Source organism: Bradyrhizobium sp. CCBAU 45321 (assembly GCF_028128975.1).
In the GTDB taxonomy this organism is placed as follows: Bacteria; Pseudomonadota; Alphaproteobacteria; order Rhizobiales; family Xanthobacteraceae; genus Bradyrhizobium; species Bradyrhizobium yuanmingense.
In genome coordinates this window covers 244,570-266,022 of the sequence record NZ_LFKZ01000125.1, presented here as the reverse complement: position 1 = coordinate 266,022, position 21,453 = coordinate 244,570, and the positions used below count along the sequence as shown (strand labels likewise).

The window sequence follows — 21,453 nt, the reverse complement described above, 5'->3', positions numbered from 1 at the left end:
TGCTGGCAGGCGCGCTCTACACCCTGGCCATGGGAGAGGACGTCAACTGGGATTGGCAGAACTACCACGAATACAATGTCTGGGCCGTTCTCAACGGCCGCTATGGCGTCGATGTGATTCCACCGGGCTTTCAGACCTACTTCAATCCGCTCGTCTATTTTCCCGTCTACCATTTCCGCCATGTCCTGCCGGCGCCCTACGGGGCTGATGATCATCGGCGCCGTTCACGGCCTCAACCTTGCGCTGATCTGGCTGTTCGCACGTCTGGTGCTGCGCCAGGCCGCAACCATCGCGTCGGTCGCAGCAGTGGTCGTCATCGCGGCGTCAGGTCCGATGACGCTCTCGGAAGTCGGCACCAGCTTTTCCGACGTGCTGCTGGCCCTGCCCGTGATCGGCGGCTGCCTTCTGATCCTGACTGCGGATCGCCGACCCACGATCTGTGTCCTGCTCGCGGGATTGCTGATCGGCGCCGCCGTCGGGCTGAAGCTGACCAATGTCGTCTACGCGATCGGCGCTGCCGCGGCGCTGCTCGTCTCTGCGCGTCCGCTGCGGGCGATCACGCTTCTTGGAATCGGGGGGATTTTCGGCGCGGCGCTCACCGGCGGCGGATGGTGCCTGATCACGTGGCGCGACACCGGCAATCCGATCTTCCCGCTGTTCAATGTACTGTTTCAGTCGAGCGAGGTAGCCGACGTCAATCTGATGGATGCGCAGTTCATGCCGCATGGCGTGCTCGACGCACTGGCCTACCCCTTCTACTGGCTGATCGGCGACCACCGAGGCGCGGAGCATCCGTTCCGCGACGCGCGCTTCGCGGTGGTGATGGTCCTGCTCGCGCTCGGCCTGTGGGTCCGCGCGAGGCGCAAGAGCGCGATCCTCACCCGGGGTGACTTGCAGCTGGTGGTGCTGTTTGCGGCCTCTTACCTCGCATGGCTCGGCTTGTTCTCGATCCAGCGCTATGCGGTGGTTCTGGAGCTCCTGTGCGGCCCGCTGATCGTTCTGTTGCTCGCGCGCCTCGCCGGAAGCGTGGGGCCGACATGGCTGACGACGTCCCCTCGACCGCTCGCCGCGCTGACGTTGACGGTCGCAGTCGCGATCGCAGCGTGGTCGCAGCCGGCGGACTGGTGGCACCGCCCCTGGTCCGACGTCTACCGGCCGAAGATCGCCTACGAGCTCGATCAGCCCGCGACCTATTTCATCCTCGGCAAGCCGCTCGCCTATATCGCGCCGCAGCTCCCCTCCCAGTCGCGCTTCTACCTGCTCGCCGATATCGCCGTGCCAATCGTCCCCGGCGGCATCTTCGACCAGCGCATTCGCGCCGGGCTGAAGGCGCCGCTGCCCGGCGGCGTCCGCGAATTGCACATGCGCGGCGAACCGGACCGCAGCGCGCTCTTGGGTCGCTACGAGCTCACCATCGATCGCTCACGGCCCTGCGTCACCATCGAGGGCGCCCGCCCCGGCACGGTGATCGAAAGCTGCCCGCTGATCGCGCGGGGCTCACTTTGAAAACCACCGCCCTTCCTTGAACAGAGGCTTTACCCCTTTGAGCTGTACAATGAATCATGGCGAGCTTGGCACAGGCAATTCCACATCAGTCAGGATCTACGCGGCCTTCACCGTGGTCGCTGCGGCCATTCTGCTAGCGATCGTCATATTTGACTTCCAACTGGCAGCAGCCCAGTCGTTCCCATCGTTCGTACTTGACCCAGGCGGCTTTCCGGTTGGTCGAGATTTCATGAACACCTGGATGGGCGGCCGATCGGCTTTTTCCGGCGGCCCTGCTGACTGGTTTGATTCCGGCGCCTACATGGCTGCAATAACGAAGGTGACCGGCATCCCCGATCTGGCACCTCTGTATTGGTCGTATCCGCCGCATCTGCTGTTCTTCATTTGGCCCCTTGGCTTGCTTGGTTTTCTGCCGTCGTACATTTCGTGGTGCGTCGCCGGGCTCGCCCTGTATGTTTGGACGGCAACATCGTGTGGTGTCGAACGAAAATACTGGGTGTTTCTGGCCGTCGCACCTGCCGTCACGGTTAACGTCTTCCTCGGTCAAAATGGTTTCTTGACCGCCGCGCTCTTGATCGGCGGTCTTGCAAACCTCGAGCGACGGCCGATACTCGCTGGAATTTTGTTTGGTATCCTGACCATCAAGCCGCAACTCGGACTCCTGCTTCCGATCGTGCTGGTGCTGGGTGGGCACTGGCGAGTCATTGGTTCAGCCGTCGTCACGACGGTGTTTCTTGTCGCCGCGACTGCAGCATGGTTTGGGCCAGAAATCTGGACAGCGTATTGGCATAAGGTTTTACCGCAACAGAACGAACTGCTCGATGTGGCAGGTATCATGGGCTGGCCGATCGTCGCCTCAGCCTTGATCAACGCACGCCTTGCGGGTCTTCCGGCTGATCTAGCCTGGGTGGTGCAAGGAGCGGCGTCGGTATGCGCCGTCGGTGCGGTGGTTTGGACGTTCTGGCGCAAGCGCGATCCGGTCCTCTCACTAGCGCTCTTCGTTACCGCCACCTTCTTGTTTTCACCCTGGATCATGAACTACGACATGGTCGTATTCGGATGGATTGTCGCGCTCCTGCGTCAGCGCGGAAACGAAGCGTTCGCCGATCAAATTCTTTCGCTTGCGTTGTGGATGTTGCCTATTCTGATGTTTCCATTCGGCTTCGCGCAAATACCGATCGCTTTACTGATCCTCCCCTTGTTCGCCGCTCGTCTCCTGTGGCGGTTGTCCAATGACAAATCAAAGCAGGCCTCGTCAGTGACGTTGCCGGCTCTAGCTTGAGGGGCGACATTTCCTGTTGCGTGACACCATCAAGTTCGATGAAGACATCGAGTGCCCGTTCGATCGCGGCCGAGACGTCAACGGTTCGCACGGGAACCTCCCGCAGGCGAAGAAGGGCAGCCTTGGCTGCTTCTATGGTGATCGCGCGGGCCGCGCGCGGAACGCAGACTTGAGAGCCCAGCCAAGGCGAACGAACTTTGCTCCTGGATGATGTTTTCGAAGCTTTGGCAGGCTCGATCTCTTCAATGGGCGCCAAGGGGCATCTTCAGCTGGCGCCTTCTCTCTACTCCGAGCAAATCTCTTCTCCGGGCAAACTTGCCATGTGGCCTATTGGCCCGTTGCAGACCTCGGGCACGCTCGACTAGGCTTGTCACCGGACCGCCGCCCGCCGTTGCCAGCACGATCACCCCCGCGGCCAATTCGAGTTTTGTCGAGACAGGCCCCAAGCATGAAAATACAGGTTGGCTTCGAAATGACCTACGACTTCCAGCAAGTCACACCATTGATTGCTGTCGTCGGCATGCACTTCACCCGCGCGTCCGACATCATTGTGCCGGATTACCTCATCACCGAGCCTTCCGTGCCGATCTCGCCATACCGCGACGGCTTTGGAAACTGGTGCAGTCGGTTCGTTGCGCCTGCTGGCCGCATGCGCCTTTCCGCCAACGGTGCAGTGCGCGATAACGGTTTGCCTGATGTGATCGCACCTTCCGCGACACAATACGCGGTCGAGGATCTTCCACCTGATACCATCGTTTATCTGCTTGGCAGCCGCTACTGCGAAACCGATCGGCTTTCCGACATCGCATGGAAGCTGTTCGAGAAAGCGGCGCCGGGTTGGCCACGGGTCCAGGCGATCTGCGATTTCGTGCACAATCACATCGCGTTCGGCTACGAGCACGCGCGGGCCACCATGACGGCTTGGGACGTATTCAACGAGGGCAAGGGCGTCTGCCGCGACTATGCGCATCTTGCCATTGCATTCTGCCGTTGCATGAACATTCCAGCGCGCTATTGCACCGGCTATCTCGGCGACATCGGGATCCCGCCGCCCCATGCCCCCGGGGACTTTGCAGGCTGGTTCGAAGCCTATCTTGGCGGCCGCTGGTACACGTTCGATGCCCGCAACAACACTCCGCGAATCGGGCGCGTCCTGATCGCGCAAGGCCGCGATGCGGCGGATGTTCCGATCGTCCATACTTTCGGACCCAATACGCTCGTCAGCTTCAAGGTGTGGACTGACGAGCTTGTGTAAAGCGCTCGCCTTGGGCGATTGGGTACCAGCCGGCTGAGATTGATCTCGCTAATTGCTTAGAAGACTGCTACAGAGTTCGCATCACCGCGCGCTACGTGGCTGTTATCGGTGACTGAGAGCTTTGCGCTCCCGCCCTCAACCCAAGAGAAGGCGGTCAGATGGCAAATTCCGACAAATTCGACATTCGTGAGTGGCTCGTACCACCTTTGTTGGTACCGGTCTTCCTCGTACTGCTGATTGCGGTCACGGCCATTTTATAGCGGTAAGTCCGTTCAATCACCATGCGTCAGAACTGCAAACCGGGGCGTTGCGCCAGTTCAAGCCAAACGGGAGCCCAAAAATGGCAAACACGGCAATCATCAGGGATGCCTACGGGGTTCCGGCGATCTTCGTTGGTTCGAAGACTGGCCGGGACGATGCTCCCTTTGTTTTCGTGAGGGTCGGAGGTGAGGAGCGCCGGATGCGTTGGTCCGAATGGGATGCTCTTCCGGCCTGGACCGGCGAGAGTCCCACCTGGGCGAGTAAAACCAATTAGCTAGGAGTGCTCAGCATGAAGATGGTTCGAACCGGCATATTGACCGCGGCGCTTTTGCTGACATCCGCACTGGGCACATTCACGCCAGCAGCTGTTGCTGCGGAGCCGAATTGCCGTGCGATCGAAAGCACCAGCGCCCGCCTTTCCTGTTACGATGCGGCATTTCCTCCAAAAGCCAGGAAGCCCGCCGAAGCCGGCGTCGATCCATCGTCAGGCTACAAGGATCCATTCCTTGCGGAAGAAGCCCGAACCGCCGCGAAGCTCAAGAATATTTGCCGCGGTTGCTGAGCTTCGCTTCCGACATACGCGCCCATTACGAGACCCTGTAAGATGACGAACGATGCTAATGATCGCCGAGTGGGCCGCCAACGAAAGCGCGCTCTTCATCTGGCGGGCACGGTTTTGGATGGCAAGGCAGACCGCTCTGCGAGTTCCAAGGACCAATCGGCCAGAAAGCAGCGCCTGCTTGAGGGGCCAGCGGAATTCAAAGCGGTCCGCGTCGATCGTTCGAAGAAGACTTCAAACGATGCTGAGTGATCGAGGTTTGTCACCGCGCATGGTTGCTTCGGCCCGGAGTCATGATGACGCATGGAACATCTTGGGATTAGATACACGGTGGTCCAGACGATCAACCCGCCCGGCTGGAAATGGTCGTTTGAGCGAGACGGTCGGTCACCCCGAACGGGAATTGCCTTCAATCGAGCGGAGGCCGTCAGCGCAGCTGAACGAGCGATCAGCCGATCGCTCAGAGATCAGCAACGCCAATAGAAGCGCTCGGTTTGCAGCTGTCTCTGTCCTCGGCACGTTGCCTCTCGACCCCGGCGTCAGCTTCCAGCAATTCGCAATAGTTCCTGCCAGGAACCGAACAAAGCGCTCGCTATTCGGCAGATAAAGGCGCACTGTCTCACTACCATCGAGCGGCCCTTAGCATCTATCGGTGGTGTGAACGCAAAGTTGCGCTCCCGCTCAACCCCAAGCGGAGCGTCAAACATGCCGCCTCAACGGTCCCCAGGACAATTCTCGACACTTGAATACCGCCTCGCGCAAGAGGCGATCAACCTGCGCCTACAGGCCGAGGGGATGCCCGTTGGTGTCCGCCGCACGGAGCTTCTGCGAAAAGCCCGGCAGATCGATGTTGCGGGGGAGATTAACAATTGGCTGTCCTCACCGGGACTACAGGCGCCCTCGTGAATTTAAGTCTCGCTCTTGTGGGGCGTGATGAACTTCAGCATGCCACGTGGAGACCAACGTCTATCGGGATTTTACTCTCACCCTCCCGGGGCTGGTAAGCCGCCGCCTGCGCTTCATTTAAGCGGGCGGCGTTTTTGCTCGAGTTGGTATGCCATTGACGGGACGTCCTGCTGCTGATCGTGATTTCCATGTGGCTTTCTGGGAACGCCGCTGGGCGAACGGCTTTAAGCTTAATCACCTTTTCGGATCCGTGGGCTACTATCGGTGACTGAGAGCTGGTTGCTCCCGCCTCCAAGCCGCGGGATGAACATGTGCAACAAATGCGTCAAGATAGACAACGAGATTGAACAGTTCCGCAGGTTGATGGCACCGGGAATGGACGCGCTTAGCCTGGCGATGATCCGATGCACCATCGAATTGCTGGAAGATGATAAGGCGGCCTTCAAGTGCCGCGGGAGCGCGCGCAACTAAATGCACGAAGCCGGCTTCCTGATGGTGATCCGAACGAGGCAATGCAAGCTGGCCAGGGCCGCCTTTGAGCCGCTGCGGACCTGAAGGACCGACCTCATTGCCGCGTCATCAGCGCGACAGCGAACCCAAGCAGAGTCAGCAGAATGGAGAGGGGATACAGCCGAGCGAGCTTCGTCCTGAGCGGAATGGGAGTGCCACGGTTGTCGAGGTCGAACTCGAATGGCACCTCGGAGAAACGTAGCCCGAAGTCCAGCTCGTATTTCTCACAAAGATAGGCCAAAAGGTCGTTCGTGAGGAAACAGAACTCGAAGAAGATGATGGTCGGCAAAACATAGAGCCCCGTCTCAGAGCTCAGTATTTGCGACGTCCTGCTCCATTGCATCCCAAGGACGCCAGCCAAGACGATGACCAGGAGCACTGTGGCGAGGATTGCAGCGCAGGCAGCCACGAGGGCAATTTTGAGCAGCGTTCTCACGCGCGGACATCCCTCGTGCGAAGGCGCAACATCTGTCGGTTGTGCAGCAACGAGCGCTAAGCTTCGGTAAATTGCCAGCCGCGTTCCATCTCCGGCGCTCGGCCGACAATCTCCGGCTCTCAGCCGGCGCCCATCGCGGCCAACACCGTCTGCCGCCTCGACGTCGCCTGTGAGGGGTAGACCGGGCGCAACGGTGTCCAGGCCCAACCGTCGAGAATAACCCAACCCAGTCCCGAGCCGGGCCGGAATTCCGCAGCGCAGCGCTCTCCCACGTTGCCGAGGTGTGCTATTGTTTCGGTCAGCGCGCGGAGGCAATGCTGTGAGGCGACGCGAGCTCATTACTCTGCTAGGCGCCGCGGCGGTGTGGCCGCTGGCGGCGCACGCGCAGCAAGCGGCCAGACCGCCGCTGCTGGCGATGTTCCATCCGGCAATCCCGCCGGCGCTCCTGACTGAAACGGGCGGAGGCAGCCCATGGCGCGCCTTTTTCGGCGAGTTGCGCCGTTTGGGTTATTTGGAAGGACAAAATCTGATCATCGAGCGCTACTGGGCCGAGGGGCGTCATGATCGTTATGCCGAAGTGATCCGTGAAATCGTGAGCCGCAAGCCGGATGTCATCGTCACCGGAACGAATCCCGTCGTAACCATGTTCAAGGCGGCAACCGATACGATACCGATCGTTGCTTTCATGCTGGATCCGCTGCAGGCGGGACTGGTGACCAACCTTCAGCAGCCCGGCGGCAACCTCACCGGCATCACGCTTGATGCCGGCATCGAGATCTGGGGCAAGCGGCTGGAGTTCTTGAAAGAAGCGATTCCTTCGATGCAGAAGGCCGTATTCCTCGGGATGCGCGGCGGTTGGGATGGGTCTGTGGGCCAGGTCTTGCAGAATGCCGCCACCCGCCTGGGAATCTCACTGACCTTTGTCTTCCCACAGGAGGGGAAACCCTCGGAGATTGAGCGCGTCTTCGATGCGATAGCGGAGCAACGGCCGGACGCCGTGCTTGTGAGCGGAGAGGGCGATCTTTACGCCAACCGCCAACTTATCGCCGAGCTCGCCGTGAAAAAACGCCTGCCGACGATATGTCCGTACCGCGATTACGTCGAAGCCGGCGTGCTGATGGGTTATGCTCTCAATCTCTCGGAGCTGTTCCGGCGGTTGGCCGACGACGTGCACAAGGTCCTGAAAGGTGCCAAACCGGGTGACATTCCGATTTATCAGGCGACCAGATTTGAATTCCTAATCAATCTGAAAACGGCAAAAGCATTCGCCCTGACCCTGCCCCCGGCGTTGCTTGCCCGCGCCGACGAGGTGATCGAATAATTCCGCCATGTCCATTCATCGACCATCGCGGCCGTTGAGAAATGTCAACTTGTCCGGCGCCATCGAGAGTGCAGCAAACACCGGCGCGCTGACGGCGAGCGTCAACGAGTACACGCCCCAGCGTCTCACCCGGAGCCCGATCAGAGCATGATCGCGCTTCTCAGCTCGTTCGCGTGAGAGCGAGCTGCGCCGATGCGGCCTCGGCCCTCCGCCAGGCTGCGCAGCGGCCGAGGACCAGCCAGAAAACAATCAGGATCGCCGGGAAGCCGACCGGTTGCCCGAGAAACAGGAAGCTCGCCAGCAGCGCGAAGACGAGCGCAAGCGCCATCACCTCGTGGCGTGCGAAACCTTCGTCGAGCCCGGCGCGGATGAGGAACGCCACCGCGATGCCCAGCACGACCAGATCGTACATGAAGAGATAGGGCGTCGTGAGCAGCGTCGCGGTCGCCAGCATCGCCGCCTTAAGGGCGTAGGGCAGCCGGCTCCGCCACACCACGACCAGCGCCACGGCCACAGAAGCGGTCAACACCCACTGGAAGATCCATGCGAGCTGCTCGGTGCCGCCGACATAGCGCACCAGCGCGAAGATGCTCTGCATCTTGAACCAGGGCGCCCGGCCTTCGGTCAGGAAGGCCTGGGAGAACATCGGAATCCAGTGGAAGAACGCCTGCCAGCTCTCGGTGCCGAAGGCGAGCCAGGACGTCGCAGCGATGGCAACGGTGACGATTGCGGCGGTGAACAGCACGGTCCATTCGGCGGCGGCGAGCAGGACAAGCGGAAACAACAATCCGTATTGCGGCTTGTAGCTGAGAAGGCCGAGACAGATGCCGGCCAGCACCGGCCGCGTCGGCAGCAGATACAGCATGCCGCCGATCAGCGAGGCCGTGAGGAAACCGTTCTGCCCGACCAGGATGTTGAGGAAGGCGGCCGGAAATCCAACCGCAATCACAAGGCCCGCATTGCGCCCGATGATCGCGCGCATCACGGCGAGATAGGGCACCATGCTGAACGCGGCCCAGCCGATGAAAGCCACCGTATAGGGAAACTGCGCGAGGAAGGACGCGACGAACAGGAAGGGCGGCGGATAGTGCCAGGCGAAATGGCCGACGAAATCCTGCTTGAGCAGCGCAAGCTCGACCTGCTTCTGAATGTCCCAATCCCAGGCCTGCGCGGGATGCCCCTCGAGCGCCAGTCTTCCGGCCGCCCAGACGTTGACGAAATCGGTGGGAATGCCGCGCCCGTCGGCGTCAAAGATCCAGAGATGGGCGAGATAGGCCGTCGGAAAATACGCCAGCGTGACGATCGCCAGCACGAAGGAGATGTTGACGAGGATCGCGGGGACCGCACCGTGACGGCCGACGGCAGACGGGACGGAGGAGGCTTCGGCCATGCGGCTTCCTTGCGCGATGATGTGAGGCGGATGCGCCCAAGCCATACACCCGAGTGACTTGAAGGAGGCTTAAGCCTGATCGTCGAACGCCCCGCGCCGAATTCCCGGGCAACGCAAAAGAGCCCCGTCGATGACGGGGCCCTTCGCTATTCCGCTGGTCGTCCGGCCTTACTTGAGGCTGGTCGAGATCGAGCTGAACTTCGTGTTCAGCGTGGTGCCGAGGTTGTTGACGACGGTGATGATCGCCAGCGCGATGCCGGCAGCGATCAGGCCGTATTCAATGGCGGTGGCGCCGGATTCATCCTTCATGAAACGCGCAACGAGGTTCTTCATAGAGTGCTCCAAATGAGTACACGAGGCTACAACTGATCTGGTCTCTTCGGCTTCCCAGCGCCGCCCGACCATGGCAACGGAACGTAGAGGCAAAGAATTGCACCGCAGTTAATTTGGCTGCGTAAACACCGAGCGGATTGCGTGTATCGGCCCATGGTAAATCCAAGTTCGAAACAATCCGTTAAATTGTACGCATCTGACGCCGGCCTAGCGCGGCCGGTTTACCCGAAGTTATGACCGGCGTGGTCCAATGCCGCCCGCTCGGGCCGGCAAGAACAACCAGGACGACGAGACGGCATGTCCCTTTCCTTCGCCAACAGCATCGCGGTGCAGGGTCGCGCGCGTGCCCTGGTGCCGTTGTGCGTCGGCGCCGGCGCCTATCTGTTCTTCCTTTTTCTCGGCGACACGCTGCTTCAGGATTCCGACTCGTTCTGGCAGATCAAGATCGGGCAATGGATCCTCGATCACCGCGCCATGCCCATGATCGACTTCTATTCCTTCACGCGGACGGGCGCGCCGTGGATCTCGACGTCCTGGCTGTCGCAGGTCGCGTTCGCCTTCTCGCATGCACAATGGGGCTGGGCAGGTCCTGTCATCCTTACCGCGGCCGCCGTCGCGCTCACCGTCGCGATCTTCGTCCATCTGCTCGAGGCGCACATCGGAGCCCCGCGCGCGGTGCTGTTTGCGATGCTGGCGCTGCTGCTGTCGATTCACCACGTGCTGGCGCGCCCGCATATTCTCGCGCTGCCGGTGATGGTGGCGTGGGTCGGCTTGCTGATGGCGGCTGCGAGCCGCAGGAGCGCGCCGTCCTGGACCTGGCTGCCGCTGATGGCGCTGTGGGCGAACCTGCACGGAGGCTTCGTGCTCGGGCTCGCGCTGATCGGCCCGATCTCGCTCGAAGCGGTCGAGCATGCCGAGAAGGGACGGCGGCTCGCCCTGTTCATGCGCTGGGTGCTGTTCGGAATCGGGGCGCTGATCGCGAGCTGCTGCACGCCGTACGGCTGGCGAACGCTGCAGGGCGCGACCAACATTCTCAGCCTCGGCGAGTTGCTGACGCTGATCGTCGAATGGATGCCGGCGAACTTCGCCACGTTCACCCCGTTCGAAGGCGCCCTGCTCGCCCTGATCGCATTCGGTTATTATCGCGGCCTGGTGCTGTCGGCACCCCGGATCTTCCTGATCCTGTTCCTGACCTGGAGCGCGTTGAGCCATGTCAGGAGCATCGACGCATTTGCATTCCTGGTGCCGCTGGTGCTGGCAAAGCCGCTCGGCGAAATGTTCCCGCAGCCACAGCCCGCGGCCGCCGGTGCCGAAAGCTGGCCGGGCCGCTACGTCACGGCGCTCGGCGCGCTGATGATCGTGGCGGCAAGCTGGACCTCGACCTCGCTCTATCTGGGGCACCACCGCTTCACCTTCACCATGACGCAGACGCCGGTTGCGGCGGTCGACCTGCTCGAGCAGCGCAAGGTGCAGCGCGTCTTCAACGCCTACCAGTTCGGCGGCTATCTGATCTCGCGCGACATCCCCGTGTTCGTCGACGGCCGCGCCGAGCTCTACGGCGAGAAATTCATCATGGACTTCTTCAGGGCGACCGAGGGCAAGAAGCCCGAGCTGCTGCCACGCCTGCTCGACGAGCACAAGATCGATGCGACACTGCTGGGCGCGGATGCGCCGGGCCCGCAGATCCTCGACCAGCTCAAGGGCTGGAAGCGGATCTATGCGGACGACATCGCCGTGATCCACGTGCGCGACACCGCAGACGGCGCGACCGCGGCACCTCCGAAGTGACGACCCGCTCCAGCGCGCGTCTTCGGCCTCAGCGACTTCATCAGATGGTTCCTTCCAGCACGCCGACCCTGACAGATCCGGCGCGTCCCGCCCCGGACCGAGCCGTGGCGATGATCCTGCTTGCGATGCTGGCTGTGGTCTCGCTTGTTCCGGTGCTGCTGACGCCCATTCCGGCGATGGTCGATTATCCCAATCACCTCGCCCGCATGTCTGTTCTGAGCCAGAACGGCACCGCGGGTGCAAATCCGTATTACGAGGTGAGGTGGGCCTTCTATCCCAACCTCGGAATGGATCTGCTGGTCCCGCAGCTGGCGCGGCTGATGAGCGTCGAGAACGCGACGCGGCTGTTTCTGTTGCTGAGCCAATGCCTGATCGTCACCGGTGCGCTTCTGCTCGAATGGGTCAGGAAGGGACGCATCCATCTCGCCGGTTTCGCCGCGCTCGCTTTCCTCTATTGCCTGCCGTTCAGCTGGGGTTTCGTGAACTTCGAGTTCGGGCTCGGCCTCGCGCTCTGGGGCATCGCCGTCTATCTGATGCTGCCCGAAGGCCCCTGGCCGCTGCGCTTCATGGCCAATCTGATCTTCGTCGCCGCGCTCTATGTGGCGCATTTCTTTTCGCTCGGCATCTATGGCGCAACGCTCGGCCTTTTCGAGCTGTCGCGCATCCGCCAAGGGCGGGTCGCGTATCCCGTCGCGGCCGCGCGGCTTGGCGCGCTGGCCCTACCGGCGCTTGCGCTGCTTGCGATCATGCATGTCACGGCAGGCGCGATCGGAAGCCAAGGCAACGATTGGTTCCTCGCATTCAAGCCGGTCTGGCCGCTCCGCATCATGAACGGCTACAACCTGACGGCCGCGGCGGTGACCGGGCTGACCCTCATGACCGCGTTGCTGTTCGCCGCAAGGCGCGGCGTGCTCAGGCTCGAGCCCGCCGGGATCTGGATCGCGCTCGGTCTTGCGCTCCTGTACGTGGCCATTCCCTCGAGACTGTTCGGGACCTCTTTCGCCGACCTCCGCGTGTTTCCTGCTGCGGCGCTGATCCTGCCGGCGTTCTGCTCGCTGTCGCTGCCAAGCCGGGCTTGGCGGATGGCTGCACTCGCTGCGATCAGCGGCATCACGCTGATCAATCTCGCCGTTGTCTTCACGGTATGGCTGCCCTACCGCGCTGACTACGCGGCCATTGTCGAGTCGTTCCGCAAGGTCGAACGCGGCTCGCGCGTCCTCGTCAGCAATGCGGACGAAGCGGGCGACCCGCCCTTCGCCGATCTCACCGCGTATCCGATGTATTATGCGCCAACGCTGGCGGTGCACTATGCCAACGCGTTCGTGCCCAATCTCTTCACGGAGGCGGGCAAGCAGCCTGTTCGGGCCGTCGAGGCCGTGCGCCATCTTGCCACTCCGGATGGCGGATTGGTGTCCTCAGGCCTGCTCACCGCGATAGCAGCGGGCCGCCCACCGGCGGACTCGCCGCGCTTTGTCCGCACCTGGTACCGGGATTTCGACTACCTCTATGTGCTGGGACCGCGGGCCGCAAACCCGCTGCCGGATCTGCTGGAACTATTGCAGACCTCGGATCGGTTCGTCCTCTACAGGATTCGCCGCAAGTCCTGAGAAAGGCGACCTTAACCACCTGCCCATAGACTTCCGCCCCTGCAACCCAGCTGGACTCCTTCGCATGGCGGCCAATTCCGGACCGATCCGCTACAGCCTCGTCATTCCCGTGTTCAACGAGGAAGCCGTACTGCCGATATTGTTACGCCGGCTCGACTTGCTGCTGTCCCGGCTCGACGGGCCGGCAGAGGCGATTTTCGTCGACGACGGCAGCAGCGATTCCAGCTCGATCGTGCTACAGGCACTCGCTGTGCGCGACGCCCGCTTTCGCTATATCGGCCTGTCGCGGAATTTCGGCCATCAAGTCGCCATCACCGCCGGCATGGACGCCGCGCAGGGTGACGCGATCATCGTCATGGACGCCGATTTGCAGGATCCGCCCGAAGTGATCGAGCAATTGATCGCGAAATGGCACGAAGGCAATGACGTCGTCCACGCCCGCCGCCTGTCGCGCGAGGGAGAGAGCCCATTCAAGCGCGCGACCGCACACCTGTTCTACCGGCTGCTCGGCAAGATGTCCTCCGTCGGCATCCCCGCCGACGTCGGCGACTTCCGCCTGATCGATCGCAAGGTGCTGGACGCGCTCAGGCAGATGCCGGAGCAGGATCGCTTCGTACGCGGCATGATCGCCTGGCTCGGCTTCCGCCAAGCCGAGGTCGCCTTCCATCGTCTCGAGCGCGCCGCGGGCGAGACCAAGTACCCCCTGTTCAAGATGATCCGACTCGCGGTGAACGCCGCGCTCGGCTTTTCCGATCTGCCCTTGCGCCTGGCGATCTGGTGCGGATTGACCGTCTCGGCATTCGCTCTGCTCTACGGCGGCTGGGTCGTCGTGATGTGGCTGAGCAACGACGCTCATCTCGTGACCGGCTGGTCCTCGACCATCGTCCTCCTCTCGCTGTTGTGTGGAATGAACATGCTGATGACGGGGATCGTGGGCCTTTACGTCGGCCGCATCCATGCCGAAGTAAAGCGCCGTCCACTGTACGTGGTCCAGAAGCGAGCCGGCTTCGATCGCAACGAGGCGGCGACCGTACCCGCCAAGCACGCAATCAACGAGTGATCCGCCGCAATCATCTCGGACGTGAGGCCAACACCTGGTCTTCGATGCCGCTGCCGAGCGGGCTTTACTGCATCTCCCGGCGCTTGTGGACGACCGCCACATCGTCGCTGTACACGCGCTGCCAGTGCGGCAGCCGGTCAAGCATCGCTGTGGCGGGCGTATTCGGTGCGAGCAGCGTGGCGCGGATCTTGTAGTCGTCGAGCAGCTTGAGAAAATCTCCGAGGTCAATCAGCGCCAGGGCGCGATTGTAGCGGTCGATGAACGGTCCGCCGAACAGTTCCGCGCGGCCGTCGATGAAGGTGGGAATGCCGGCAAAGACCAAATAGCCGCCGAAGGAATAATCGTTGAGCAGCGGCCCCGCCTTGGCGAGGTCGGCACGGGCGACCGCCGCCTCGGGGGTGATGAGGTGAACCGGCCGGATGTCGCGCGCCAGCGCCAAGCCACTCATCGCGGCCAAGATGCCGAATGCCGCCAGGTTCAAGCCGCGCGAGGAGCGGTCGGTCTCGTTCCCGCTCGGCCCGCCGAACCTCCGGGCCAGCGGGGCCGCGAGGTAGAGCGGCGCCAGCATGGCCAACAGATCCGCATTGCGCATCTGCGCCAGCGCGAAATGGAGCAAGCCGATCACCACCAGGGTCCGCACGACCGGCAGCGTGACGCCGCGCGAGAGCGCGAAGATGCCCCCCAGCAACAGCAGCTCGAAGCCGCCGATGCGGCTGAAATCCTGCGGCCGCCATTCCGCGATCCAGGCGAGCGCGGGACCGAGGCCGAGTGTCGTGATCGGCATCAGCAGCGGTTCCGGCCCATGCGGCGTCAGGCAGGATGCGGCGACGGCAAGCAGTGTGAATGGCACCCAGCGCAGCAGCACGCGTGGCCATTGGCTTCGCTCCTCGCGCAGCAGCGCCTCGAGCACCACGGGTCCAATCAAGCCAAGCGCCAACACTCCGCTGCCGTGCAGATTGCCCCACACGACCAGCAGCGGCAGGGCCCAGTATGGTGGCGGCCTGCCATGATCCATGCAACGCACCAGGGCAGCCGCCCAGATCACCATGATGGGCATCACGAGCACGTGTGGCCTCGCCAGCATGTGCGGCGCCGTCAGGATGACGGCCGCGATCACCATGACCAGCGTCTGGGTCGGCGACAGCTCGCGCAGCAGGAAGTATGTGAGCAGACCAAAGGCGAGTGCGATCGCCGCGGCCGCGACGACGACGACGCCGGACCAGCCGGACAGGACGTAGGCTCCGGCATAGATGACTTCCGACAGCCATTCGAACGTGATCCAGGGCGCGCCATGCTTCGAAAACGAAAATGGATCGCTCGTCGGCAGGGTCCCATGCGCCATGATCCAGCGCCCGAGCTCGACGTGAGAATAGCTGTCGGGATCTCCGAGCAGCTTCGGGCCGACAGCCAGCAACACAGCGTAGACGGCGAGCCCCACAGCCCAAGGGAGCACTGCACGCGCCGAAAACGGTTGAACCGCGCTGGAGACGACCTGATCAGTCATGGCGGGCCAAGCTAGGCCTTAATTGTTAAGGTGTTCTTTAATGTTTCACCGAACGCGCGTGCGGAAGCGAGAGAACCGCCATCGCAACGCCCGGGTCCTCCGCCGAAACGCCACGCGGGCGCTATCGCACGAGATCGATCAGGAGCAATGCGGCGCTTGTGAACAGTCCTGCGATCGGCACCCAAATGGGCACGAGGAACACGCCGGCGGGAGGCTTGGATTCTCTCGTCTTGATGCGAAGAAGCGCCAGGTTGACCAGGACGAAGATCCCGAGCGTCAGGCGTGAGGTCCATTCGGCCAATCCGGTCAAGGGAACGCCAAGGGAGAGGATCAGGATGGCGCCCACGCCGAAGAGGGTTGCAACCACCGGCGCGCCGCTTCTGGCGTTCACCCGGGCCAGAAAGGCCGGAAGGCTGCCTTGGTTCGCAAGCCCGTACAGCACACGTCCGATCATCAGCATGTGAACGATGATCCCGTTGACCGTCGCAACGATCGCAATGACGCTCAAGACCGAGAGGGGAAGACCGGTCAACCGCTGAAAGACAAGTGCAAGCGGAGCCGAGGCGTGCGCGAGCTCGGCCGGGGGCACCGCGACCACCGCAACCCAGACGACGATCATGTAGAGGAGCGCGGTCACGCCGAGGGTGATGAAGAGCGCCCAAGGCAACGTTTGGGACGGATTCTTCATTTCCTCGGAGATGTTCACGAGGTGCTCGAACCCGATGAACGCAAACACGGCGAGCAGCGACGTCTGTGCGATCCCGGTCCACGCTGCTTTATCGCTCAAGGGAGCCAACAGTTCGGGCAGCCGGGAGACCAGGGCGTCGCCCTCAAACAGCCCGGCTCCGACAATAAGGACCAATCCTCCGATCTCCACGACCGTCATCAAGCCGGCGAAGCTGATGGACTGAACCGCGGACAGGCAGGCGATCGCTCCCATCGCGAGCACGACGCCGGCGATGATCCAGCTGGCCGGCAGCGGCAGGAACACGCTGATGTAGCCGGCGCTCCCAACGGTGATGGTCGCGCCCGAAATCGTCGCTGCAGCCACCACGAGCAACCCTGTGGCACCGCTGAGCCATTTTCGATGAAACGCGGCCTGGACATAGGCGGCCTCGCTCGCCGCGACCGGCAGTCGCGTGCCCAGTTCGGCAAAGCTCCCGGCCGTCACGCCCATCACGACCGCGGCAGCGAGGAACGCCAGAGGTGCATGCATTCCGCTCCGGGCGGCGGCCGCGCCCACCAGGACGTAGATTCCGGCGCCGATCGTCACGCCGAGCCCGTAGAGGACCGCGTGCGTGAGCGTCAGCGATCTGACCAGTTTCGTAGACCCGAGCGGCGCCACCTCCTGCATCACCAGCCGTCAATGCGAAAACAGGATCGGCACCGGCGGCTTGGACAGCAGGCCCCTGGTCGCGCCGCCGAGCACGAATTCCCGCCACCTCGGCGTTCCGTATGCGCCCATCACGAGGACGTCGATGCCGTGGGATAGCACGTAAGATGCAAGGATCTCGTCGATCGGCTTGCCCTCGGCATCGATCTCGTCGCGCACAATCTCGATGCCATGACGAGCGAGGTTCTTCGCCAGTTCTCGGCCGGAATGTCTGGAATCCAGGGGCTTTTCATTGGTGACAGTCACGAGGCGCACACTTCTTGCGATTTCGAGCAAAGGAAGTGCGTCGGAAACCGCTCGCGCAGCGGTGCGGCTGAAGTCCCAAGCCACGCAGATGGCATCGAGCCGCAACGGACGCGACCGCGGGCCGGTGGGGAGGATCAGCGTCGGCCTGCCGGATTCGAAGATCACCTCCTCGGCGTATCCCAGATCATGGGAGTCCGGCACCGCCATGATCGTGAGATCGCGAAGCCTTGCATAGTCGACCAGCAGCGCGGCCTCGCTGGCGGTTGCACATTGCTCGAAGATGGTCTCATGCCGGACGCCGGATTTGTCGGCGGAGGCTTCGAATGCGGCAAGCAGGGCTTTCGCATTCCCGCGGCTCTTGGCGGCCTCGCGCGCAACAAGCGCGGGGATGTCCAGGATGACATCCCCGAGCAGGCTTGCGCGCACCTCCGCATGGACCTCGCAGGAAATGGCTGCGAGGTGCGCACCCAGGGCGGCGGCCACCGAGACGGCATCGTCGATCACCGAAACCGGCGTCGGCTCCGGATAGCTCGCCAGGGTCAACAGAACATCCTTGAAAGCCATGCGTGCCTCCTTTGACGAGGCGGAACCTAACGCCGTCGAGATGCTCCTTCTTGACCCACCGCAACCGATTCAGCCGGATGGCTGTGGCAAAACGGCCCAGGCTCGAACGATGCGCCGGAACAGAACGCTCTGGTTCGGCGGCGCCTGCCTTGTGGGAGGGGCCAGCGCAATGCCAGCTCGCGAAGACGCGCTCGGACAATAAAAAAACGCGGCGTTACCGCCGCGTTTTTCGATTCTCAGCTGCCGCTTAGAATTACGCCTGCGGCTGCGGCTCGAGGCCGGGATCCGGATCGGGACGCGGGCGCGGCTTGCCGGCCGGGGGCACGGCGGAGGCGCGCGGGGTGGTCGGCTCGAGCACCGACTCGCGGTTTGGCTTCTTGCCCTTGAGCAGGTCGACGATCTCATCGCCGGTTAGCGTCTCGAACTCGAGCAGGCCCTTGGCCAGCGTCTCGAGATCGGCGCGCTTCTCGGTGAGGATGCGGGTCGCCTCCTTGTAGCCTTCCTCGACCAGGCGCTTGATCTCGGAATCGATCTTCTGGACGGTGGCTTCGGAGGCGTTCTGCGTGCGCGATACCGACATGCCGAGGAAGACCTCGTCCTGGTTCTCGCCATAGGAGACGGTGCCGAGCTCTTCCGACAGGCCCCAGCGCGTCACCATCATGCGGGCCAAGCGCGTGGCCTGCTCGATGTCGGAGGCCGCACCCGAGGTCACCTTCTCGCGGCCGAAGATCAGCTCTTCGGCGACGCGGCCGCCCATCATGATGGCGAGGCGCGAGGTCATCTGCTCCAGCGACATCGACAGCTTGTCGCGCTCGGGCAGCTGCATGACCATGCCGAGCGCACGGCCGCGCGGGATGATGGTCGCCTTGTGGATCGGATCGGTCGCGGGCACGTTGAGGCCGACGATGGCGTGGCCGCCCTCGTGATAGGCCGTGAGCAGCTTCTCTTCCTCGGTCATGACGAGCGACTTGCGCTCGGCGCCCATCATCACCTTGTCCTTGGCCTCCTCGAACTCGGCCTGCGTCACCATCCGCTTGTTGCGGCGGGCGGCGGTCAAAGCGGCCTCGTTGACGAGGTTCATCAGGTCGGCGCCGGAGAAGCCCGGGGTGCCGCGCGCGATGGTCTTGAGATTGATATCGGGCGCCAGCGGAACTTTACGAACATGCACCTTCAGGATCTGCTCGCGGCCGACGACGTCGGGGTTCGGCACCACGACCTGACGGTCGAAGCGGCCCGGACGCAGCAGCGCGGGATCGAGCACGTCGGGACGGTTGGTGGCGGCGATCAGGATCACGCCCTCGTTGGCCTCGAAGCCGTCCATCTCGACGAGCAGCTGGTTCAGCGTCTGCTCGCGCTCGTCATTGCCGCCGCCGAGACCGGCGCCACGGTGACGACCGACGGCATCGATTTCGTCGATGAAGATGATGCAGGGCGCATTCTTCTTGGCCTGCTCGAACATGTCGCGGACGCGGCTCGCGCCGACGCCGACGAACATCTCGACGAAGTCGGAACCGGAGATGGTGAAGAACGGCACGTTGGCTTCGCCCGCGACCGCGCGCGCGATCAGGGTCTTACCGGTGCCGGGAGGGCCGACCAGCAGCACGCCGCGCGGAATGCGGCCGCCGAGGCGCTGGAATTTGCCGGGGTCGCGCAGGAACTCGACGATCTCCTGCAGGTCCTGCTTGGCCTCGTCGACGCCGGCGACGTCCTCGAAGGTGACGCGGCCATGGGCCTCCGTCAGCATCTTCGCACGCGACTTGCCGAAGCCCATCGCCTTGCCGGCGCCGCCCTGCATCTGCCGCGACAGGAAGATCCAGACGCCGATCAGCGCGATGAAGGGCAGCCAGGAGACTAAGAGCGAGACGAACCACGGCACGTTGTCGCCGGGCGGCTTCGCGGTGATCTGCACCTTGCTGTCATAGAGGCGCTTCACCAGCGTCGGGTCGTTCGGCGCGTAAGTCTGGAAGCTGGAGCCGTTGGTAAAGGTGCCGTGGATGTCCGGCCCCTGGATCACGACGTCGCGCACATTGCCGCGGTCAACTTCGCTCAGCAGCTGCGAGAAGGCGATGTCCTGCGAGGAGGCCCGCTGACCCGGATTCTGGAAGAGCGTGAACAACGCCAACAGCAGCAAGACAATGATGACCCAGAGGGCGAAATTGCGCAGATTGGCGTTCATCGATCTTCCTTCGTGGTCGCGCGGATCGCGGCCGTGATCCTTGGGCAGTTGATTTGGTCAATGCGAGGAAATCCCAAGGAATCCTCATCGTTAGACGGATACAATTTAGGTGCCGCCCCGGTCGCTGCCAAGGGAACGAGATGGGACTATTTATCCCATCTTAGCGCGATTCCCGCTGAAATCATGGCGTCCGAACCCGGGTTTTTCCTGCCTGGTTAAGGTGGCCTGACGGCACGGACGCGAATTGACCGGTGTCATGATCCGCTCTCGTCGCGCTCATCTGCCCTTGCGCCGCCGGGCCGGCGCCGGCGCGATCTGGATACGCCCGCCGGCAAGGCTGATCAAGGCTCCTGCGAGGGTCTGCTTCAGGACCGGCCGGCCATTTGCGGCCGCGCGGGGGCTGGCGATCGCCCGATCAAGGACGGACATCAGGGTTTCGACTTTGCCGAGTTCCGCCGGCCCCTCATGGCCGAGCGCGTCGATGGCCCGCAGCAGGAGCCGCAGCCGCACCTCCTCCGGCAGGGCCGCAAAGGCCGAGGCCTCGAAGCTCCTGACGCCCGCCTGCGGCGCATCGCCGCGAGCCCGCAGGCGGAGGAAGCGCTCGGCGCCGTCGGCGAGCACCTCGACCGCCGCATTGGCCCGCGCCAGCCTTGCCGCGAGCCGGGCCAGATTTCTGGCATCGCCGCCCTCGGCCGCGAGGAGCGGCAGCAGCGCGCGCAGCCGCGGCCGTGTGAAGGCGGTGTCGCGGTTAGTGGGATCCTCGGCAAAGCCGATCCTCGCCCGCCGCAAGGTCGCGATCAGCTGCGATTTCGGAACGTCGAGCAACGGACGCGCCAGCACGATTCCGTCGCGATCGGTGAATGGAGCCATGGCGGAGAGTCCGGCAAGTCCGCTGCCGCGGAACAGGCGCATCAACAGGGTCTCGGCCTGATCGTCGCGGGTGTGGGCTGTCAGGACATGGCTCGCGCCGGCGGCACGCGCGGCCTGTGCGAGCAGGCGATAGCGGGCCTCGCGCGCAGCGGCAGGCAGCCCCGTCTTCGGCTTTTCACCGCGCCAGCGCAGGGTCCGGTGCGGCAATCCGAGCGCTGCGGCGAGCCGCTTGACCTCGCGCGCCTCGCGGGCGGCCTCCGGGCGCAGGCCGTGATCAATCGTGACGACCGTGATTTGCGGGCCTCGCGCGAGGCTGCGCTGCCAGCGCGCCGCGAGCCACATCAGGGCAACCGAGTCGGGCCCGCCGGAGACCGCGAGCACCAGCGCGGGGGCATCTCTCAGGCCCGCGAAGAGCCGCCTCGCCTCGCGCGCCGAGATCGGTGAATCGTCGTCGTCTGACATGACGCTGCAATCATCCGCGGATGG

General features: G+C 63.3%; 17 protein-coding genes. 9 read left to right on the top strand and 8 right to left on the bottom strand.

What is annotated here, in order from left to right; genetic code table 11:
• The first annotated feature begins 207 nt into the window (after window positions 1-207).
• From ACM43_RS22955 to ACM43_RS22935, 5 genes are all read left to right on the top strand, one after another.
• Window positions 208-1,506: a glycosyltransferase 87 family protein gene (locus ACM43_RS22955; protein ID WP_271542962.1), complete on the top strand. Its 1,299-nt coding sequence runs from the start codon at window positions 208-210 to the stop codon at window positions 1,504-1,506.
• A 49-nt stretch (window positions 1,507-1,555) separates the two neighbouring features.
• Window positions 1,556-2,788, top strand: a complete 1,233-nt coding sequence (locus ACM43_RS22950; protein ID WP_271542960.1) for a glycosyltransferase family 87 protein — start codon at window positions 1,556-1,558, stop codon at window positions 2,786-2,788.
• Window positions 2,789-3,236: 448 nt separating this feature from the next.
• On the top strand, window positions 3,237-4,043 hold the full coding sequence (locus ACM43_RS22945) for a transglutaminase-like domain-containing protein (protein ID WP_271542959.1): 807 nt from the start codon (window positions 3,237-3,239) through the stop codon (window positions 4,041-4,043).
• A 550-nt stretch (window positions 4,044-4,593) separates the two neighbouring features.
• Window positions 4,594-4,866 carry a hypothetical protein gene (locus tag ACM43_RS22940; protein WP_271542957.1) on the top strand — a complete coding sequence of 91 codons (273 nt, stop codon included), beginning with the start codon at window positions 4,594-4,596 and terminating at the stop codon, window positions 4,864-4,866.
• Window positions 4,867-4,908: 42 nt separating this feature from the next.
• Window positions 4,909-5,115: a hypothetical protein gene (locus ACM43_RS22935; RefSeq protein WP_271542955.1), complete on the top strand. Its 207-nt coding sequence runs from the start codon at window positions 4,909-4,911 to the stop codon at window positions 5,113-5,115.
• A gap of 1,219 nt (window positions 5,116-6,334) precedes the next feature.
• Here the strand turns inward: ACM43_RS22935 and ACM43_RS22925 are convergent.
• Complete coding sequence (locus tag ACM43_RS22925; protein WP_271542951.1) at window positions 6,335-6,715, bottom strand: hypothetical protein; 381 nt, start codon at window positions 6,713-6,715, stop codon at window positions 6,335-6,337.
• 319 nt (window positions 6,716-7,034) lie between these two features.
• Between ACM43_RS22925 and ACM43_RS22920 the strand changes: the two genes are divergently transcribed.
• The gene (locus ACM43_RS22920; protein ID WP_271542949.1) at window positions 7,035-8,036 is read left to right on the top strand and encodes an ABC transporter substrate-binding protein; all 1,002 of its coding nucleotides are present in this window, start codon (window positions 7,035-7,037) and stop codon (window positions 8,034-8,036) included.
• Window positions 8,037-8,196: 160 nt separating this feature from the next.
• On the opposite strand, the gene ACM43_RS22915 is transcribed toward ACM43_RS22920, so the two are convergent.
• Together ACM43_RS22915 and ACM43_RS22910 are read right to left on the bottom strand one after the other, a co-directional pair.
• On the bottom strand, window positions 8,197-9,426 hold the full coding sequence (locus ACM43_RS22915) for a glycosyltransferase family 87 protein (protein WP_157283811.1): 1,230 nt from the start codon (window positions 9,424-9,426) through the stop codon (window positions 8,197-8,199).
• 168 nt (window positions 9,427-9,594) lie between these two features.
• Entirely contained in the window at window positions 9,595-9,759 is a 165-nt protein-coding gene (locus ACM43_RS22910) for a Flp family type IVb pilin (protein WP_035998610.1), read from the bottom strand.
• Window positions 9,760-10,056: 297 nt separating this feature from the next.
• Here ACM43_RS22910 and ACM43_RS22905 point away from each other — a divergent pair, with 297 nt between their 5' ends.
• The 3 genes from ACM43_RS22905 (at window position 10,057) to ACM43_RS22895 (ending at window position 14,214) form a co-directional block, all read left to right on the top strand.
• A complete protein-coding gene (locus ACM43_RS22905) occupies window positions 10,057-11,547 on the top strand; it encodes a hypothetical protein (RefSeq protein WP_271542946.1) in 1,491 nt (496 codons plus the stop codon).
• 110 nt (window positions 11,548-11,657) lie between these two features.
• Entirely contained in the window at window positions 11,658-13,154 is a 1,497-nt protein-coding gene (locus ACM43_RS22900; RefSeq protein WP_271543095.1) for a hypothetical protein, read from the top strand.
• Between the two features lie 64 nt (window positions 13,155-13,218).
• Window positions 13,219-14,214 (top strand): glycosyltransferase family 2 protein, encoded by a 996-nt coding sequence (locus tag ACM43_RS22895; protein ID WP_271542944.1) that lies wholly within the window; start codon window positions 13,219-13,221, stop codon window positions 14,212-14,214.
• Window positions 14,215-14,278: 64 nt separating this feature from the next.
• On the opposite strand, the gene ACM43_RS22890 is transcribed toward ACM43_RS22895, so the two are convergent.
• The 5 genes from ACM43_RS22890 to tilS form a co-directional block, all read right to left on the bottom strand.
• Entirely contained in the window at window positions 14,279-15,718 is a 1,440-nt protein-coding gene (locus ACM43_RS22890; RefSeq protein WP_271542942.1) for a hypothetical protein, read from the bottom strand.
• A gap of 121 nt (window positions 15,719-15,839) precedes the next feature.
• Window positions 15,840-17,072, bottom strand: coding sequence for an APC family permease (locus ACM43_RS22885; RefSeq protein ID WP_271542940.1), 1,233 nt, complete (start codon window positions 17,070-17,072; stop codon window positions 15,840-15,842).
• A gap of 9 nt (window positions 17,073-17,081) precedes the next feature.
• The gene (locus ACM43_RS22880) at window positions 17,082-17,921 is read right to left on the bottom strand and encodes a universal stress protein (RefSeq protein ID WP_271542938.1); all 840 of its coding nucleotides are present in this window, start codon (window positions 17,919-17,921) and stop codon (window positions 17,082-17,084) included.
• Window positions 17,922-18,174: 253 nt separating this feature from the next.
• A complete protein-coding gene (ftsH, locus tag ACM43_RS22875) occupies window positions 18,175-20,097 on the bottom strand; it encodes an ATP-dependent zinc metalloprotease FtsH (RefSeq protein WP_035998585.1) in 1,923 nt (640 codons plus the stop codon).
• 276 nt (window positions 20,098-20,373) lie between these two features.
• The gene (gene tilS, locus ACM43_RS22870) at window positions 20,374-21,429 is read right to left on the bottom strand and encodes a tRNA lysidine(34) synthetase TilS (protein ID WP_271542935.1); all 1,056 of its coding nucleotides are present in this window, start codon (window positions 21,427-21,429) and stop codon (window positions 20,374-20,376) included.
• Between the last annotated feature and the right edge of the window lie 24 nt (window positions 21,430-21,453).

What these genes read in the sequence shown, in the direction of transcription:
- ACM43_RS22955 (WP_271542962.1), top strand. Translation starts at nt 208, where the DNA reads ATGATCATCGGCGCCGTTCACGGCCTCAACCTTGCGCTGATCTGGCTG.
- ACM43_RS22950 (WP_271542960.1), top strand. Translation starts at nt 1,556, where the DNA reads ATGAATCATGGCGAGCTTGGCACAGGCAATTCCACATCAGTCAGGATC.
- ACM43_RS22945 (WP_271542959.1), top strand. Translation starts at nt 3,237, where the DNA reads ATGAAAATACAGGTTGGCTTCGAAATGACCTACGACTTCCAGCAAGTC.
- ACM43_RS22940 (WP_271542957.1), top strand. Translation starts at nt 4,594, where the DNA reads ATGAAGATGGTTCGAACCGGCATATTGACCGCGGCGCTTTTGCTGACA.
- ACM43_RS22935 (WP_271542955.1), top strand. Translation starts at nt 4,909, where the DNA reads ATGACGAACGATGCTAATGATCGCCGAGTGGGCCGCCAACGAAAGCGC.
- ACM43_RS22915 (WP_157283811.1), bottom strand. Translation starts at nt 9,426, where the DNA reads ATGGCCGAAGCCTCCTCCGTCCCGTCTGCCGTCGGCCGTCACGGTGCG.
- ACM43_RS22910 (WP_035998610.1), bottom strand. Translation starts at nt 9,759, where the DNA reads ATGAAGAACCTCGTTGCGCGTTTCATGAAGGATGAATCCGGCGCCACC.
- ACM43_RS22905 (WP_271542946.1), top strand. Translation starts at nt 10,057, where the DNA reads ATGTCCCTTTCCTTCGCCAACAGCATCGCGGTGCAGGGTCGCGCGCGT.
- ACM43_RS22900 (WP_271543095.1), top strand. Translation starts at nt 11,658, where the DNA reads ATGATCCTGCTTGCGATGCTGGCTGTGGTCTCGCTTGTTCCGGTGCTG.
- ACM43_RS22895 (WP_271542944.1), top strand. Translation starts at nt 13,219, where the DNA reads ATGGCGGCCAATTCCGGACCGATCCGCTACAGCCTCGTCATTCCCGTG.
- ACM43_RS22890 (WP_271542942.1), bottom strand. Translation starts at nt 15,718, where the DNA reads ATGACTGATCAGGTCGTCTCCAGCGCGGTTCAACCGTTTTCGGCGCGT.
- ACM43_RS22885 (WP_271542940.1), bottom strand. Translation starts at nt 17,072, where the DNA reads ATGCAGGAGGTGGCGCCGCTCGGGTCTACGAAACTGGTCAGATCGCTG.
- ACM43_RS22880 (WP_271542938.1), bottom strand. Translation starts at nt 17,921, where the DNA reads ATGGCTTTCAAGGATGTTCTGTTGACCCTGGCGAGCTATCCGGAGCCG.
- ftsH (WP_035998585.1), bottom strand. Translation starts at nt 20,097, where the DNA reads ATGAACGCCAATCTGCGCAATTTCGCCCTCTGGGTCATCATTGTCTTG.
- tilS (WP_271542935.1), bottom strand. Translation starts at nt 21,429, where the DNA reads ATGTCAGACGACGACGATTCACCGATCTCGGCGCGCGAGGCGAGGCGG.